The following is a 15,407-nucleotide window of genomic DNA, read 5'->3' as shown; positions in this document are numbered from 1 at the left end:
ATGAAGACGGTTTCGATCGGCTCTCTTGGCGTCGGCAATGACGCCCCTCTGACCGTGATCGCCGGTCCGTGCCAGTTGGAAAGCGCGGATCACGCGATGATGATAGCCGCCCGCATGCAGGAGGTTTGTGCCACCGCCGGCGCGCAGTTCATCTTCAAGGCCAGTTATGACAAGGCCAATCGCACCTCTGTCGCCGGTCAGCGCGGACTGGGGCTGGATGAGGGATTGCGCGTTTTGCAGCATGTGAAGGACAGTCTGGGCGTGCCGGTGCTGACCGATGTGCATAACGAGGGTCAGTGCGCCCCCGCGGCCGAAGTGTGCGACGTCTTGCAGATCCCGGCGTTTCTGTGCCGCCAGACCGATCTTTTGCTGGCCGCCGGGGCGACCGGGGCTGCGATCAACGTCAAGAAAGGTCAGTTTCTGGCCCCTTGGGACATGCCCAATGTGATCGACAAGATCGAAAGCACCGGCAATACCCGCATCCTTTTGACCGAACGTGGCACTTCGTTCGGGTATAACACGCTGGTGGCCGATATGCGCGCCCTGCCCCAGATGGCTGCGACCGGCTATCCCGTGGTGATGGACGCGACCCATTCGGTACAGCAACCCGGCGGGAAGGGCGGCTCTTCTGGCGGTCAGCGGGAATTCGCCCCTGTGATGGCCCGCGCGGCGGTGTCGCTTGGCATTGCCGCCGTTTTCATTGAAACCCATGAGGACCCGGACAATGCGCCGTCCGATGGGCCGAACATGATTCCGCTCGACCGGATGGCGGTGCTGATCCAGAGCCTGATGGCCTTTGACCGGCTGGCCAAGGCTGATCCGATCCGTCTTTGACTTTTTTCAGACAAGAAAGATTGCACCCGTGACCAAACCCGCGCCTTCCGTGACACAAAACACATGGGAATTCCTGCGTGATCCGATGATCACGCCGACCGGCTTTCGCGAATATGATGCGCGCTGGAAATATCCCGATCAGATCAACCTGCCCGGCGTGACGGCGCTGGGTCTGGGTCTGGGCACCCAGATGCGTCGACGGGGCATCGCGCCTGTGATCGCGGTCGGAAACGACTATCGCGACTATTCGCTGTCGATCAAGAACGCTCTGATGCTTGGACTGATGCAGGCCGGGATCGCGGTCAAGGATATCGGCCCCGCCCTGTCGCCCATGGCCTATTTCGCGCAGTTCCATCTGGATGTGCCTGCGGTAGCCATGGTTACGGCCAGTCATAACCCCAACGGCTGGACCGGGGTCAAGATGGGCTTTGACCGCCCCCTGACCCATGGCCCAGACGAGATGGCGGAACTGCGCGATATCGTGCTGAATGGCGAGGGTGAGGCCGCGCCGGGTGGCTCTTACGAATTCGTTGATGGTGTGCGCGAGGCCTATCTGGACGACCTCGTTGGTGATTTCCGCATGACGCGCAAACTGCGCGTCGTCTGCGCCACGGGCAATGGCACGGCATCGGCCTTTGCCCCCGAACTGTTCCGTCGTCTAGGGGTCGAGGTGATCCCTTCGCACAACAGGCTGGATTACACCTTTCCGCATTACAACCCCAACCCCGAAGCGCTGGAAATGCTGCATGACATGTCGGACAGCGTGAAAGCCTCGGGCGCGGATTTCGCGCTGGGTTTCGATGGTGATGGCGACCGCTGCGGCGTGGTGGATGACGAGGGCGAGGAGATTTTCGCCGACAAGATGGGCGTGATCATGGCGCGAGACCTGTCGAAACTCTATCCCGGCAGCACCTTTGTGGCGGATGTGAAGTCTACAGGGCTGTTCGCGTCGGACCCCGAGTTGATCGCGAACGGTGCCAAGGCGGATTACTGGAAAACCGGACATAGCCACATGAAGCGGCGCGTCAAGGAACTGGGCGCGCTGGCGGGGTTCGAGAAGTCGGGCCACTACTTTCTGGCCGGTCCAATCGGGCGTGGCTATGACTGCGGGATGCGTGTCGCGGTCGAGATCTGCAAGCTGATGGACCGCAACCCGGACAAGTCGATGTCCGACTTGCGCCGCGCCTTGCCGCAGACATGGGCGACGCCGACCATGTCACCCTATTGCGCCGATACCGAGAAATATCAGGTTCTTGAGCGGCTGGTGGCCAAACTGGTGGCCAAGCACGCGGCGGGTGAGACGCTGGCCGGGCGCAAGATCGCCCAAGTGGTTACGGTTAATGGCGCGCGGGTCATACTGGACAATGGCGGTTGGGGTCTGGTGCGCGCCTCGTCCAACACCCCCAATCTGGTTGTGGTCTGTGAAAGCCCCGAGTCCGAGGCCGAGATGCGCGCGATTTTCGCCGAGATCGACGCTGTGATCAGAACAGAACCCAGCGTTGGCGAATACGATCAGACGATCTGATGTTCCGTGACAGAGACAGAAAGGCCCCGGACACCCGGGGCCTTTTGCGTTTCAGGCAGCCAGCCCGCGTCCTTTCAACAGTGCGTCCACCCCGGGCAGGCGCCCGCGGAAGGCCGTGTAAAGCTCTGCCGGTTCTTGCGATCCGCCTTTGGACAGAATGAATTCTTCCAAAGCCTTGGCGCGCTCGGGATCAAAGGCGCTGCCTGCTTCCTCAAACGCGGCAAAGGCATCGGCGTCCATCACCTCGGACCACATGTAGCTGTAATAGCCGCTGGAATAGCCATCACCCGAGAAAACATGGGCGAAATGGGGTGTGGCGTGGCGCATGGCGATGGTCCGCGGCATGCCCAGATCGGCCAGAATCTCGGCCTGTTTGGCCATCGGATCGGCGGGCGGCGCGCCCTCGTGAAAGGCCAGATCGACAAGAGCCGAGGCCACGTATTCCACCGTTTGAAAACCCATATCAAAGGTTGCCGCCCCCAGTAGACGGTCGAGCATGTCGCGCGGCATCGGCTGACCCGTTTCAGCATGGGTGGCAAATTCCGCGAGAACCTCGGGCACCTCCAGCCAGTGTTCGTAAAGCTGGCTGGGCAGTTCCACAAAATCGCGGGCCACCGAGGTGCCCGAGATGGATGGATAGGTCACGTCCGACAGCATCTGGTGCAGAGCGTGGCCGAATTCATGAAACAGGGTGCGCGCATCGTCATAGGACAGCAGCGCGGGATCGCCCTTGGCGAAGTTGCACACATTGATCACGATGGGGTGGCGCACCTCAGGGTATTTGGCCTGACTTTGCATTGCCGAACACCACGCGCCCGACCGTTTCGATCCGCGCGCGAAGTAATCGCCAATGAAGACCGCAACATGCTGGCCGTTCCGCGTCACCTCCCATGCCCGCGCATCGGGGTGATAGAGCGGCACATCCAAAGGCGAGAACTCCAGACCGAACAGGCGGTTGGCGCAGGCAAAGCTTGCCTCGATCATCCGATCGAGTTGCAGATAGGGCTTCAGCGCAGCCTCATCCAGATCATGTTCGGCCTGCCTGCGGCGCGCGGCATAGTAGTGCCAGTCCCAAGGCTCCAGATCGCCGTTGATGCCGTCCTCGTGCATCATCCGCTCCAGAACCTTTGCATCCGCCTCGGCTTGCGCGCGGGCGGGAGTCCAGACCTGCATGAGCAGATCGCGCACGGCGTCAGGCGTGCGGGCCATCTCGGTTTCCAGCTTGTAGTCGGCAAAACTGTCATAACCCAGAAGCGCGGCCCGTTCGGCACGAAGGGACAGGATTTCGGCCGCTATGGCGCGGTTGTCGGTCTCGCCGCCATTGGCACCACGCGCGACAGAGGCGCGCCATGCCACCTCGCGCAGATCGCGGCGGGGCGAGAATTGCAGGAACGGCGTGATCAGCGACCGGGACAGGGTGATGACCGGCCCCTCCGCGCCCTTTTCCTTGCCCGCAGCGCGGGCGGCCGAGATCAGGAAATCGGGCAACCCTTCCAGATCCTCCTCCGACAGGGGCAGGACCCAGGACCGCTCATCCGCGAGCAGGTTTTGGGTAAACTGCGTGCCCAGCACGGCCAGCCGCGATTTGATCGCGGCCATGCGCGCATCCTCGGCCCCGGTCAGGGCGGCCCCGGAACGGACAAAGCCGCGATGGGTCAACATCAGAACGCGGGCTTGCTCATCGCTCAGCCCCAGATCGTCGCGCCGTGCCCAGAGGTCGGCCACGCGGGCGAACAGCGCCTTGTTCGCCGTGATCGCGGCCCAATGCGCGGCAAGACGGGGGGAAAAAGTGCGCTGCAATTCCTCGCGCGCGGGGGTGCTGTCGGCCCCGGCGACGGTGTAGAAGACGGACAGGACCTGATCGAGGTCCTTGCCTGCCGCCTCGAGCGCGCCGATGGTGTTGTCAAAATCGGGTGCGGCGGGGTTGGCGGCAATCGCGTCAATGTCTGCCTTATGCGCGGCAAGGGCCGTGTCAAAGGCAGGGGCGAAATCCGCGTCCGTGATCCGGTCGAAGGGGGCCAGACCGAAGGGCGTGGTCCATGTCTCAAGCAGCGGGTTGGTCATCGGTGAAATCTCCGGTTGGGCGGGATGCGGCGCAGATGGGGCAAGCGTCGCGCGGGTGCAGGCGGATGGTGCGGTGTTCGGCATATAGTGCGTCATGGATCAGCATGCGCCCGCGCAGATCCTGACCCGCGCCAGTGATCAGTTTGATCGCCTCAAGCGCCATCATGGACCCGATCACGCCGGGCAAGGGGCCGATCACTCCGGCCTCGGCGCAGCTTGGGGCCAGACCGGGGGCGGGAGCCTCGGGGAAAACGCATTGATAGCAAGGGCCGCCGCGCGCCGGGTCGAACAGGGCGATCTGCCCTTCCCACTGCGACAAAGCCCCCGAGATCAGAGGTTTTCCCAAAGTGACGGCGGTGTGGTTCACCAAATAACGTGTGGCACTGTCATCTGTGCCGTCCAGGATCAGATCGTAATCGGCAAACAGATCGTGGGCCATGTCAGCGGTAAGGCGGCGATTGTAGGGGCGCACGGTCACGAATGGATTTTGCGCGCGCATCGCGGATTCAGCCGAAAAGACCTTGGGCATGCCGATGCGGTCATCGGTGTGGATCACCTGCCGTTGCAGATTGGAGTTGTCGACGGCGTCATCATCAATCACGCCGATGGTGCCGACTCCGGCAGCCGCAAGATACAGCAGCGCAGGCGCGCCAAGCCCCCCTGCCCCGATCACCAGAACACGGGCTTCCTTGAGCTTTCGCTGCCCGCTTCCGCCCACCTCGCGCAGCACGATATGGCGGGCATAGCGGTCCAGTTCAGTGTCTGAAAACGGACCTTGCAGCGTAGAGGGCGCGGGATCAAAAGTCGTCCCGTCAGCTTTAACGCGCAGGCGCGACAGAAGCGCGCGATAGGTCACGATAAGCGCAGCGAAGCCGCCCAGCAGCAGCCACGGTGCCGCACTTTCCCCGGTAGCCAGGCGCAGTTGCGCCGTTGCAGGCAGGGTCAGGTGGATCACCACAACCCCGATCCAGAGAATGCCGATCATCGACCAGCGCATCCGGCGCGGCGTGCCCATGAAGGCGCCGATCCCCCAGAGAACAGCAGCCATGATGAAGACCAGAGCCATCCGTCAACCCCGCCCAGTCGAGCCGAAGCCGCCCTGCCCGCGCGCCGTATCCTCCAATGTGTCGACCAGATCGAACGTCGCCCGCAGCACCGGCGCCAAGACCATCTGGGCGATGCGGTCGCCATGGGAGATGTGGAACGCCTCATGCCCGGCATTCATGACGATCACACCCAAGGGGCCGCGATAATCGCTGTCGATGGTGCCGGGGCTGTTGGGCAGGGTGATGCCATGCTTGAGGGCAAGCCCCGAGCGCGGCCTGATTTGCACCTCATGACCTTCGGGGATCGCCAACCTGAGGCCGGTGGGAACAAGTGCACGCGTGCCGGGATTCAGCGTGATGCCATCCCGTTGATCCGGCGGAAAGTTTGCCCGCAGATCGGCGCCAGCAGCGCCGCTGGTCTCATAGGACGGCAAGGGCACGGCGGGATCGGCGTCAGGTGTTCTGCTGCAACGGATGGTCGGCATGGGGCACCCTTTGGATGGTGGTGTCTGCCCCTCCTGACCACGCGACAGTCCGGGGGCTGATCCGAGACATAACCGAAAGGACCCGCGTTGCAAGGTATCACCGGGTTTTGATCGGGCAAGCGCGGCCACGCGCTATGCGGCGCGGGGTTTGAGGTTTAGGCTGCTTTAGCAACGGGAATGCGTGGCGCGACGCTGGTGTCGGCAATCCTGGCAGGCATGAAGCTTCACATCTTTTGACTGACTTTCTAACACCTTTAGCAATATTTGACCGCCAAGTATGGAATATCAGCAATGATTCTGCGATTTTTGATTGTCAGCTGGTTTGTCGCAGGCGTGGCTTTCGCAGACCCCGATAGGGTCACTATTCAAGGGCAGTTTGCGGGATCGGGGGATGACCTTCCTTGGCCTGTGGCAGCGTCCTTGTCCGGGCCGACAGATCGCTATCCGCACAATGTGCTGGGTCGCATTCCGGCTTTGACCACCCTCACCGTGACCGCACAGGTTTGTGCGGGTTGTGCGGTGCCGGACGTCACGGCACAGTTAACGCTATCCGCACCGCTGGTGTTCGAGGATGTTGCGCCGCGTCTGTGGGATGTCACGGGTGATGGGCGGCCCGAGATCGTGGTCGTGCAAAGCCATGCTCAGCTTGGCGCAAGGTTGACGGTCTGGGCGCTCAGGGAACCGGGAGACAGCGATGCGCCGCTGTTCCGAATGCTGGCCTCGACTGATTTCATCGGGACGCGGTTTCGCTGGCTGGCCCCCGTGGGCATAGGTGATTTCACCGGCGACGGGCGCATCGAGATCGCCTATGTCGAGACCCCGCATCTGGGCAAGACTCTGCGTCTTGTCGGGCTGGAGGCGGACCGGCTGGTGGAACGGGCGGCGCTGTCCGGCGTGACCAATCACCGGATCGGCGAGGAGGTGATCGCGGGTGGTGTCAGGACATGTGACGGACAGAGCGAGGTGATACTGGCATCGAGCGACTGGCGGCGGGTCGTGGCAGTAGGCTGGCAGGATGGTGCCCTGACCAGCCGGGATCTGGGACCGCTGCGGGATCGGCAGGACTTCACCGCCGCCCTTACCTGCGGGCGCTGATATCCCGTCAGGTCAGCGCAGCGGCAATCCGCGCGGCCAGTTTTTCGGCGACAGCCAGTTTCGACATGCGCGGCCAATCCTCGACCCCGTTGGTTGTGATCAGATGGACGGCATTTTCGGTGCCGCCCATGATCCCCGTGGCGGGGCTGACATCATTGGCGACGATCCAGTCACACCCCTTGCGCGCGCGTTTGGCCGTGGCATGGGCAATCACATCATCGGTTTCGGCGGCAAAGCCCACAACCAGCGTGGGGCGGTCGGATTTGCGCTGACTGACCATGGCCAGGATGTCGGGGTTTTCGGCAAACTCCAGAACCGGCAGACGGCCCGCGTCTTTCTTGATCTTGGAGCTTGAGGTCGAAGCCACGCGCCAGTCGGCCACTGCGGCGGCGAAGATGGCGGCATCGGCGGGCAAGGCCGCCTCGACCGCGTGCAGCATCTGCTGTGCCGTCTCGACCCGCACGACTTTGACACCTGCGGGCGGCGGCACATCAGCAGGACCGGTGACGAATACCACCTCTGCCCCCAAAGCGGCCAGCGCCCGCGCAATCGCCGTGCCTTGTGCGCCGGATGATCGGTTGGCGATGTAGCGGACCGGGTCGATGGGTTCGTGGGTGGGACCGGAAGTGACAAGGATACGCTTGCCCGTCAGTGGTCCCTGCCCCAGCCCAGCCTCGATCGCGGCGACAATCTCAAGAGGTTCCGACATCCGTCCGGGTCCATATTCTCCGCAGGCCATATCACCGGAGTTGGGACCAACCACGCGGATGCCGTCAGCCAGAAGCTGCGTCAGATTGCGCTGCGTTGCCGGGTGATCCCACATGCGGACGTTCATCGCAGGTGCCATCAGGACGGGGGTGTCTGTCGCCATCAACAGGGTCGAGGCCAGATCATTGGCGTGGCCATGAGCCATTTTCGCCATTAGATCGGCGGTCGCCGGGGCGACCACAACCAGATCGGCACTGCGCGACAATTGGATATGGCCCATCTCGGCCTCATCCGTCAGGTCGAAGAGATCGGTAAAGACCTTCTCGCCAGCAAGGGCAGAGACGGACAGCGGAGTTACGAACTCGCCCCCCGCACGGGTCAGAACCGGAGTCACCGCCGCCCCCCGTTCACGCAAACGGCGGATCAGATCAAGCGATTTATAGGCCGCGATCCCGCCGCCGATGATCAGAAGAATACGTTTGCCTGCCAGCATGCGCCGACCCTCCGCCAGTTGCGCCGACACTAGGACCAGTGTGGGATGCTGACAAGGCCGCGCCGGATCATCCCTTGTTCCGAAACGCCTCGCAGGGGTCGGGACGATCGACGGCCGGGGCGGACAGAATGGCATCGAAGCCGCCGGGTGCGCCTGCGCCGTCTTCCTGCTGGCCGATCGTGAACACGTCGAGATCGGGGCGCAGCCGTGTCAGATAGGCAGGCACGCCCCAATCCTCGCGCGCGTGGCCGTTGCCGGTAATCACGATCACAGGGCCGCCAGTCTCGTCCAGTGCGCGCAGGGTCTCGCGTGCCAGAACCGCATCGCGCAGCCGTTGCAGATCGACCATCACGGGCAGCATTTCGGGTGGCATGGCGTTGCAATGGGCTTGCTGTTGCAAATCCTCCTGCGCGGCCTGTTCTTCGGCTGGCAAAGGCGTGGTCAGTCCGTAATCCGCCGCATCAGTCCCGAAGCTTTCGGCGATACCCGCCTGCATGGCCGCGCGGGCGGCATCGCGGGGGACGGCGGCACCAAAGATCGCGGCTCCTGGGGCTGCTGTGAAGATCGGATGATACATGGAGAAATCGGGCCAGCCGCTCTCGGCCCAATCAAGGGAGTCGGCCAAGGCTGTCTGATCAGCACGATTGTCCGGCGTTACCAAATCAGCCTGTGCTTCGGTCAGCATCTCGAACACGATGGCGCTGGGTTGAACATGGGAGACGATGTCAGCCTGCGCGGCGTGATGGGCCGGGTTGTCATGCACCTCGCCCACAATCACGACGGGGGCATCTGCGACACGCTCCAGCAGTTCAACAGCCAAAGGGCCCGCAATAGCGGGCCCACAGACGAAAGCGGCGATCAGAGCAAGACATCTCATGCGAGGAAGTCTTGCACCTCGCGCGACTGACTTTCCAGCTTTTTGCGCATCTTGGCGAAAGCGGCAGCTTCAAGCTGACGGACACGCTCTTTCGACAGGCCAAGCTCTTCGCCCAGACTTTCCAGCGTGCGGGGATCGTCGCGCAGTTTACGCTCGCGCACGATGAAACGTTCACGGTCATTCAGCGCGGCCAACGCTTCCAAAAGCCAGTTCCGCAAAGCGGCGGTATCATGGGCGGTTTCCACGATTTCGGCGGCTTGGCTACCTTCGTCCTCGATCGTGTCGATCCATTCACGTCCCTCATCCTCGGAGGATTGGGTTGCATTGAGCGAAAAGTCCGAGCCGGACAGACGCCCCTCCATCATCTCGACGTCATGCAGCGGAACGCCAATCTCGGTCGAGATCATCTGGCGCATCTGGTGACGATCCAGTTCCTCGCCCCGCGCCTGCGCCTCGCGCTCCAGCCGCGCCTGCACCCGGCGCAGATTGAAGAACAGCGATTTCTGGCTCGAGGTCGATCCAGTCCGCACCATCGACCAGTTGCGCATCACATAGTCCTGAATGCTGGCCTTGATCCACCAGACCGCATAGGTCGAAAAGCGCACGCCACGGTCCGGGTCGAACTTGTCGGCAGCTTTCATCAGACCAAGTCCGGCCTCTTGAATCAGGTCATTCATCGGGGCGCCGTAGCGACGGAATTTCGATGCCATCGAGATTGCCAAGCGCATATAGGCCGTGATCAGGCGGTGCAGCGCAGCCTCATCCCGCTGATCCCGCCAGGCATAGGCCAGCCGCAATTCGGTTTCGGCATCCAGCAGTTCTGCTTTCATCGCCTTGCGCGACAGGGTCATGTCATTTGGTGCATCAAGTGCCATATTTACCCCCAGACTGTGGCCCTGTGCGCCTTGGGCGCTAGATGAGCCGTTTTTGTTTGTCTTTGAGTTTGATACGCAGCCAAAAACGGATCGGATCAAAAAACATGAGTCTTGCATGTTGCCAAAACTGACTCTGGTGCTGGGAGGGGCCGCCTCCGGCAAGACGGCCTGGGCCGAAGCATTGGTCCTGAGGACGGGCGAGACGCCTGTTTATCTGGCTACGGCACAGGCTTGGGATGCGGAAATGCAGGCCAAGATCGACCGCCACCGCACCTTGCGCGGGGACGGCTGGCTGACTGTCGAGGCTCCGCTTGATCTTGCTCCGGCGCTCCGCGAGGCCCGTGCAGGGCAGGTTGTGTTGCTGGACTGTGCGACACTCTGGCTTAGCAACATCATGCTGGCCGAGGGTGATCCCGAAGCAGAATCGGCAGCCCTGTTGCGGGCCGTTGCGACCTGCGCGGCGCCTGTCGTCGTGGTCAGCAACGAGGTCGGCGCCGGGATCGTGCCCGAGAACGCACTGGCGCGCCGGTTCCGGCAGGCGCAGGGCGAGTTGAACCAGAAGATGGCTGCTGACGCCGGCTTGGTTGTGGCCGTGATGGCCGGTTTGCCGCTGGTCCTGAAAGGGCAGATCCCGGGGCCGAGCACATGAGCCGTTTTTTCTGGGTCAGGCATGGGCCCACACATGCGAAATCCATGGTCGGATGGTCCGACCTTCCTGCCGATCTGACCGATACCGCGCGCCTAGAGCGCTTGTCGGAATCCTTGCCCAGAGATGCCGTCGTGATCTCATCCGATCTGATCCGCGCGAGTGCCACGGCGGATGCGATCGCAGCGTCACGCTTGCGCCTGCCGCATGATCCCGACCTGCGGGAGATCCATTTCGGCGACTGGGAACTGGCGCGTTTTGACGAGATCGAGGATCAGGAAAGGCTACGCGCCTATTGGGATCATCCGGGCGATGTCCGGCCACCGGGCGGCGAAAGCTGGCATGAGGTCTCGGCCCGTGTCGCCCGCGCGGTGGATCGTCTGCTGGCAGCACAGGAGGGGCAGGATATCATCGTTGTGGCGCATTTCGGCGTGATCCTGACGCAGGTGCAGGCGGCGCTTGGAATAGGCGCCTATGAAGCGTTCAGCCACCGGATCGACAATCTTTCGGTGACCGAGCTGCATCGGGACGGAGCGTCCTGGAAGGCGCTGAGGATCAACCACCTGCCCTGATGGTTACTCCAGTTGCAAGGCTTGCACTGACAATGTCACCTGTGACGAAGCCTTGCAGAAGGATATTTGCAGCAAGAAGAAACCAGGCGGACCACGTTAACCATTCTGAAAGGATAGATGCCTAGTCATTAACCTTGGTTCAGGGTGAGTGCAGCAATGGTGGCGCGGGCCTATACAGTGGCTTTCGAAGGGGTGTCCGCCCGCACGGTCGAGGTGCAATGCGCCGTCACGCCGGGCTTGCCCGCTTTCGCCGTCGTGGGACTGCCGGACAAGGCGGTGAGCGAAGCGCGCGACAGGGTGCGTGCGGCCCTCAGCGCGATGGGCATTGCCCTTCCCAGCAAGAGGATCACGGTGAACCTGTCACCGGCAGATCTGCCCAAGGAAGGCAGCCACTTCGACCTTCCGATCGCGCTGGCGCTTCTGGCCGCTCTCGAGATCGTGCCACCCGACGCGGTGGAACGGACGACAGCGCTGGGGGAATTGTCGCTGGATGGATCGCTGATCGGGGTGCTGGGGGCCCTGCCCGCTGCCATGGCCGCAGCCGAAGAGGACCGAACCCTGCTTTGCCCCCGCGCCTCGGGGGCGGAAGCGGCCTGGGTCGGGGCCTGCCAGGTGATTGCCGCCGCTTCACTGATGGAGGTGGTGCGCCACTATACGGGCCAGGCCCCCATCACGCCGGCCGAACCCGGCGAGGTGACGGGCGAGGCGGGGGGGCGCTGCCTGCGTGATGTGAAAGGTCAGGAGCGCGCCAAACGCGCCTTGGAGATCGCGGCCGCAGGGCGGCATCACATGTTGATGCTGGGCACGCCCGGATCTGGAAAATCGATGCTGGCGGCGCGCATACCGGGCATCCTGCCGCCGCTCACAGCGGGCGAGGCGCTGGAAACCTCGATGATCCATTCATTGGCGGGCTTGCTGGACGAGGGCGGAATCTCGCGCGCACGGCCCTTCCGCGAGCCGCATCATACGGCCTCGATGGCGGCCATCGTGGGCGGTGGCCGCAGCGCAAAACCCGGCGAGATCAGCCTTGCCCATAATGGTGTGCTGTTCATGGACGAATTCCCGGAATTCCCGCGCGGCGTTCTGGAAACCCTGCGCCAACCCATCGAGACCGGCGAGGTGATGGTGGCGCGGGCCAATGCGCATGTGCGCTATCCCTGCCGGTTCATGCTGGTGGCCGCCGCGAACCCTTGCAAATGCGGCTATCTGACGGATCCGGCCCGCGCCTGCACCCGCGCCCCGGTCTGCGGCGAGGATTACATGGGGCGGATCAGCGGGCCGCTGATGGATCGTTTCGATCTGCGTGTCGAGGTGCCGCCGGTGGCCTATACCGACCTTGATCTGCCCGCCTCGGGCGAGACTTCTCAACAGGTTGCGGCACGGGTAGCGGCGGCCCGCGCGGTTCAGGCGGCGCGTTTCTGCGAGGTTGAGGGGATGCATCTGAACGCCGATGCAGAAGGCGCGGTGCTGGACAGGATCGCCACACCCGATGCGGCGGGACGCGCGCTGCTGGGCAAGGTGGCAGACCGTTTCGGACTGACCGCGCGTGGGTATCATCGCGTCCTGCGGGTGGCCCGCACGATCGCAGATCTCGACGGGTGCGACGCGGTGATCAGCGACCATGTGGCCGAAGCGGTGAGCTATCGGCTGGTTGGGGTCAAGGATGCGTAACGCGGATCAGGCGCGTTTCGCCTCGATCCGCTCCCAGATCCTGGCGGCGATATTGACGCCGTCAAACCGCTCCAGTTCCTGTATGCCCGTGGGTGACGTGACGTTGATCTCGGTTAGCCAGTCCCCGATCACGTCGATCCCGACGAAAACCTGTCCCTTCTCACGCAGGACCGGACCAATGCGGGCGCAGATCTCCAGATCGCGATCCGTCAGGCCGATCTTCTCGGGTCGCCCTCCCACATGCATGTTGGACCGCGTCTCGCCTGCGGCTGGCACACGGTTGATCGCCCCGACAGCCTCGCCGTCAACAAGGATCACGCGCTTGTCGCCCTTTGTGACCGCTGGCAGGTATTTCTGGACGATCAGCGGCTCCCGACTGAAGCCGGTGAACAGTTCGTGCAGGGATGACAGATTGCGGTCATCCGTGGTCAGCCGGAAGACCCCCGCGCCGCCATTGCCGTAAAGCGGTTTGAGGATCACGTCGCCATGCTTGTCCTTGAAGGCGCGGATCGTAGCGAGGTCACGCGCAATCGTCGTGGGCGGCGTCAGGTCCGGGAAGTTGAGCACCAGAAGCTTTTCTGGCGAGTTGCGCACCCAGAATGGGTCGTTGACGACCAGCGTCTTGGGATGGATCCGGTCCAACAGATGGGTGGTCGTAATATAGAACATGTCAAAAGGCGGGTCCTGCCGCAACCAGACGACATCGTACTCCGCGAGGTCCACCTCGGTCTCGGCCCCCAGCGTGTAATGATCGCCCGCCACCCGCTGCACCGTCACAGGCCAGCCTCGCGCGGTGATTCGACCTTCCTGATAAGAGAGCCGATCCGGCGTATAGTAAAAAAGCTCATGGCCCCGGGTCTGTGCTTCCTCCATCAGGCGAAAGGTGCTGTCCGCATTGATGTTGATCGGCCCGATCGGGTCCATCTGAAAGGCGATTTTCATGTCCGGCTCCCCTGAGGATAGAGCCTTTACATGGCGCAAGGCCGTGCCCGAGACAATGCGAAATCCCGCAAAAGCAGGATGGGCCGCAGTGCACCGACCCAGGGCCCGTCAGTTCAGTCCCCTTCGCCGAAGGCATTTTCCATGATCCGGACCGCGCCGAAGTCGTTCACCATCGCCAGATCGACACGCGCTTCGGTCAATTGCCCCGCAGCCATGTCGCCCAGAAACTCTGTCGCGGCAAGAACGATCCGGCGGCGCTGCGCTGGCCCAATAGCCAACAGCGCCGCATCAAAGCTGCGGCTTTTCTTGACTTCGACAAAGACCACGACATCCCCATCGCGCAGGATCAGGTCGATTTCGGCGCCGGAGCCGCGCCAACGTCGGGCAAGTATCGTCATGCCACGGTCTGTGTAATCGCGTGCGACACTGTCTTCGGCGGCGAGACCCGAGAGGTAGGCTTTGCGTCCACGCCCTTTCCTTTGATCGCGCACCTGGCGGGATGGTTGCCCCGCCGACCGCGCAACCGGAAACTCTAGCGGAAGGTCAAGCTGCACGGCCGTTGCCACAGCCTTGCGCGGATCAAACCATGTTGTCATTCACCCTGCTCCAGTTTCAAGGCCATCTGATAGACCTGTCGACGCGGCAGACCCGTCCGGACCGCCACAGCATCTGCTGCATCGCGCACAGTTTGCCCCGACAAGGCCTCCCTCAACATCTCTTCTAAATCGGATTCGTGAATATTCTCCGAAGATTTCCGCTCTATCAGCACCACGATCTCGCCTTTCAGGCTGCGGTCGGCGCAAGCTACGGCAAGGTCCTGCAGAGTCCCGCTCAGAATTTCCTCGAATTTCTTGGTCAGTTCACGGCATACTGCGGCCTGCCTCTGGGGTCCCAGCACCTCGGCCGCATCGCGCAGCATGGCGGCGATCCGCTTGGGTGATTCGTAAAAGACGAGTGTTCCCGGAATATCGGCATAGCGCCGAAGGGCGGTTTTTCGCTGACCGCTGGCATTCGGCAGGAAGCCGGCGAAAAAGAAACGGTCGGTCGGCAATCCGCCGACGGTCAGCGCCGTCACCACCGCGGAGGGTCCGGGTGCAGCTACGACGGCATATCCGGCCTCGCGCGCGGCGCGGGCCAGATCGAAACCGGGATCGGCGATCATCGGCGTGCCCGCCTCGGAAGCATAGGCCAGCGTCAGACCCTGCTCCAGCAAGGCCAGCAGGCGCGGGCGCATCTGCGCGCCGTTATGGTCATGATAGGCCAGCACCTGTCGTTCACCCAAAGCGATGCCGTGGATTTCCATCAGTTTACGCAGGGTGCGGGTGTCTTCGGCGACCAGAACATCCGCGCTGGCCAGAATGTCCAGCGCCCGCAACGTGATGTCCCGCGCCGTGCCGATGGGCGTCGCCACGAGATAAAGACCGGGGTTCAGTTTGGCGGCTTTCGGATTCAACACTGGACCCTCCCTGTGGGGTGTCTATTATCCCCGATACGTGCCGGTGGCGCAGATCACCGCCATTGTCGAGGGAGAAGTAGCCACCATGTTTGCCTTTCTGTCACCTGCCCGCAACCCG

At 62.9% G+C, this 15,407-nt stretch carries 15 protein-coding genes; 6 read left to right on the top strand and 9 right to left on the bottom strand.

What is annotated here, in order from left to right:
* Both kdsA and PVW27_RS08390 read left to right on the top strand, forming a co-directional pair.
* Window positions 1–834 (top strand): 3-deoxy-8-phosphooctulonate synthase, encoded by an 834-nt coding sequence (gene kdsA, locus PVW27_RS08395; RefSeq protein WP_274556802.1) that lies wholly within the window; start codon window positions 1–3, stop codon window positions 832–834.
* Between the two features lie 28 nt (window positions 835–862).
* Window positions 863–2,359, top strand: a complete 1,497-nt coding sequence (locus tag PVW27_RS08390) for a phosphomannomutase/phosphoglucomutase (RefSeq protein WP_274556801.1) — start codon at window positions 863–865, stop codon at window positions 2,357–2,359.
* A 51-nt stretch (window positions 2,360–2,410) separates the two neighbouring features.
* Here PVW27_RS08390 and PVW27_RS08385 read toward each other — a convergent pair whose 3' ends face one another.
* Genes PVW27_RS08385 through dut form a run of 3 tightly spaced genes read right to left on the bottom strand, consistent with a single transcriptional unit; the run spans window position 2,411 to window position 5,954 of the window.
* Window positions 2,411–4,423, bottom strand: coding sequence for a M3 family metallopeptidase (locus tag PVW27_RS08385; RefSeq protein ID WP_274556799.1), 2,013 nt, complete (start codon window positions 4,421–4,423; stop codon window positions 2,411–2,413).
* On the bottom strand, window positions 4,404–5,489 hold the full coding sequence (locus PVW27_RS08380) for a HesA/MoeB/ThiF family protein (RefSeq protein ID WP_274556797.1): 1,086 nt from the start codon (window positions 5,487–5,489) through the stop codon (window positions 4,404–4,406). The genes PVW27_RS08385 and PVW27_RS08380 overlap by 20 nt, the downstream gene beginning before the upstream one ends.
* A 3-nt stretch (window positions 5,490–5,492) precedes the next feature.
* Window positions 5,493–5,954 carry a dUTP diphosphatase gene (gene dut, locus PVW27_RS08375; protein ID WP_274556795.1) on the bottom strand — a complete coding sequence of 154 codons (462 nt, stop codon included), beginning with the start codon at window positions 5,952–5,954 and terminating at the stop codon, window positions 5,493–5,495.
* Window positions 5,955–6,374: 420 nt separating this feature from the next.
* On the opposite strand from dut, the gene PVW27_RS08370 reads away from it, so the two are divergent.
* Window positions 6,375–7,049, top strand: a complete 675-nt coding sequence (locus PVW27_RS08370; RefSeq protein WP_274556793.1) for an FG-GAP repeat domain-containing protein — start codon at window positions 6,375–6,377, stop codon at window positions 7,047–7,049.
* A gap of 7 nt (window positions 7,050–7,056) precedes the next feature.
* On the opposite strand, the gene coaBC is transcribed toward PVW27_RS08370, so the two are convergent.
* The 3 genes from coaBC to PVW27_RS08355 form a co-directional block, all read right to left on the bottom strand.
* Entirely contained in the window at window positions 7,057–8,250 is a 1,194-nt protein-coding gene (gene coaBC / locus PVW27_RS08365) for a bifunctional phosphopantothenoylcysteine decarboxylase/phosphopantothenate--cysteine ligase CoaBC (RefSeq protein ID WP_274556792.1), read from the bottom strand.
* A 67-nt stretch (window positions 8,251–8,317) separates the two neighbouring features.
* Entirely contained in the window at window positions 8,318–9,127 is an 810-nt protein-coding gene (locus PVW27_RS08360; RefSeq protein WP_274556791.1) for a ChaN family lipoprotein, read from the bottom strand.
* The gene (locus PVW27_RS08355; RefSeq protein ID WP_274556789.1) at window positions 9,124–10,002 is read right to left on the bottom strand and encodes an RNA polymerase factor sigma-32; all 879 of its coding nucleotides are present in this window, start codon (window positions 10,000–10,002) and stop codon (window positions 9,124–9,126) included. Before PVW27_RS08355 ends, PVW27_RS08360 begins: the two co-directional genes overlap by 4 nt.
* Window positions 10,003–10,117: 115 nt before the next feature.
* Here PVW27_RS08355 and cobU point away from each other — a divergent pair, with 115 nt between their 5' ends.
* The 3 genes from cobU to PVW27_RS08340 all read left to right on the top strand — a co-directional run bounded on the left by cobU (window position 10,118) and on the right by PVW27_RS08340 (window position 12,891).
* Window positions 10,118–10,651, top strand: coding sequence for a bifunctional adenosylcobinamide kinase/adenosylcobinamide-phosphate guanylyltransferase (cobU, locus tag PVW27_RS08350; protein ID WP_274556787.1), 534 nt, complete (start codon window positions 10,118–10,120; stop codon window positions 10,649–10,651).
* On the top strand, window positions 10,648–11,220 hold the full coding sequence (locus PVW27_RS08345) for a histidine phosphatase family protein (RefSeq protein WP_274556786.1): 573 nt from the start codon (window positions 10,648–10,650) through the stop codon (window positions 11,218–11,220). The genes cobU and PVW27_RS08345 overlap by 4 nt, the downstream gene beginning before the upstream one ends.
* A gap of 156 nt (window positions 11,221–11,376) precedes the next feature.
* Entirely contained in the window at window positions 11,377–12,891 is a 1,515-nt protein-coding gene (locus PVW27_RS08340; protein ID WP_274557027.1) for a YifB family Mg chelatase-like AAA ATPase, read from the top strand.
* Window positions 12,892–12,897: 6 nt separating this feature from the next.
* Here PVW27_RS08340 and gshB read toward each other — a convergent pair whose 3' ends face one another.
* The 3 genes from gshB to rsmI all read right to left on the bottom strand — a co-directional run bounded on the left by gshB (window position 12,898) and on the right by rsmI (window position 15,286).
* The gene (gene gshB, locus PVW27_RS08335; RefSeq protein WP_274556784.1) at window positions 12,898–13,833 is read right to left on the bottom strand and encodes a glutathione synthase; all 936 of its coding nucleotides are present in this window, start codon (window positions 13,831–13,833) and stop codon (window positions 12,898–12,900) included.
* Window positions 13,834–13,946: 113 nt separating this feature from the next.
* Window positions 13,947–14,429 (bottom strand): YraN family protein, encoded by a 483-nt coding sequence (locus PVW27_RS08330; RefSeq protein WP_274556782.1) that lies wholly within the window; start codon window positions 14,427–14,429, stop codon window positions 13,947–13,949.
* Window positions 14,426–15,286 carry a 16S rRNA (cytidine(1402)-2'-O)-methyltransferase gene (rsmI, locus tag PVW27_RS08325; protein ID WP_274557026.1) on the bottom strand — a complete coding sequence of 287 codons (861 nt, stop codon included), beginning with the start codon at window positions 15,284–15,286 and terminating at the stop codon, window positions 14,426–14,428. The genes PVW27_RS08330 and rsmI overlap by 4 nt, the downstream gene beginning before the upstream one ends.
* Between the last annotated feature and the right edge of the window lie 121 nt (window positions 15,287–15,407).

The organism is Seohaeicola sp. 4SK31 (assembly GCF_028802875.1).
Lineage (GTDB): Bacteria > Pseudomonadota > Alphaproteobacteria > Rhodobacterales > Rhodobacteraceae > Seohaeicola.
Note: the sequence above shows the minus strand (reverse complement) of the source record. Positions and strands in the feature narration are given on the sequence as shown.

What these genes read in the sequence shown, in the direction of transcription:
- kdsA (WP_274556802.1), top strand. Translation starts at nt 1, where the DNA reads ATGAAGACGGTTTCGATCGGCTCTCTTGGCGTCGGCAATGACGCCCCT.
- PVW27_RS08385 (WP_274556799.1), bottom strand. Translation starts at nt 4,423, where the DNA reads ATGACCAACCCGCTGCTTGAGACATGGACCACGCCCTTCGGTCTGGCC.
- PVW27_RS08380 (WP_274556797.1), bottom strand. Translation starts at nt 5,489, where the DNA reads ATGGCTCTGGTCTTCATCATGGCTGCTGTTCTCTGGGGGATCGGCGCC.
- dut (WP_274556795.1), bottom strand. Translation starts at nt 5,954, where the DNA reads ATGCCGACCATCCGTTGCAGCAGAACACCTGACGCCGATCCCGCCGTG.
- coaBC (WP_274556792.1), bottom strand. Translation starts at nt 8,250, where the DNA reads ATGCTGGCAGGCAAACGTATTCTTCTGATCATCGGCGGCGGGATCGCG.
- PVW27_RS08360 (WP_274556791.1), bottom strand. Translation starts at nt 9,127, where the DNA reads ATGAGATGTCTTGCTCTGATCGCCGCTTTCGTCTGTGGGCCCGCTATT.
- PVW27_RS08355 (WP_274556789.1), bottom strand. Translation starts at nt 10,002, where the DNA reads ATGGCACTTGATGCACCAAATGACATGACCCTGTCGCGCAAGGCGATG.
- cobU (WP_274556787.1), top strand. Translation starts at nt 10,118, where the DNA reads ATGTTGCCAAAACTGACTCTGGTGCTGGGAGGGGCCGCCTCCGGCAAG.
- PVW27_RS08345 (WP_274556786.1), top strand. Translation starts at nt 10,648, where the DNA reads ATGAGCCGTTTTTTCTGGGTCAGGCATGGGCCCACACATGCGAAATCC.
- PVW27_RS08340 (WP_274557027.1), top strand. Translation starts at nt 11,377, where the DNA reads ATGGTGGCGCGGGCCTATACAGTGGCTTTCGAAGGGGTGTCCGCCCGC.
- gshB (WP_274556784.1), bottom strand. Translation starts at nt 13,833, where the DNA reads ATGAAAATCGCCTTTCAGATGGACCCGATCGGGCCGATCAACATCAAT.
- PVW27_RS08330 (WP_274556782.1), bottom strand. Translation starts at nt 14,429, where the DNA reads ATGACAACATGGTTTGATCCGCGCAAGGCTGTGGCAACGGCCGTGCAG.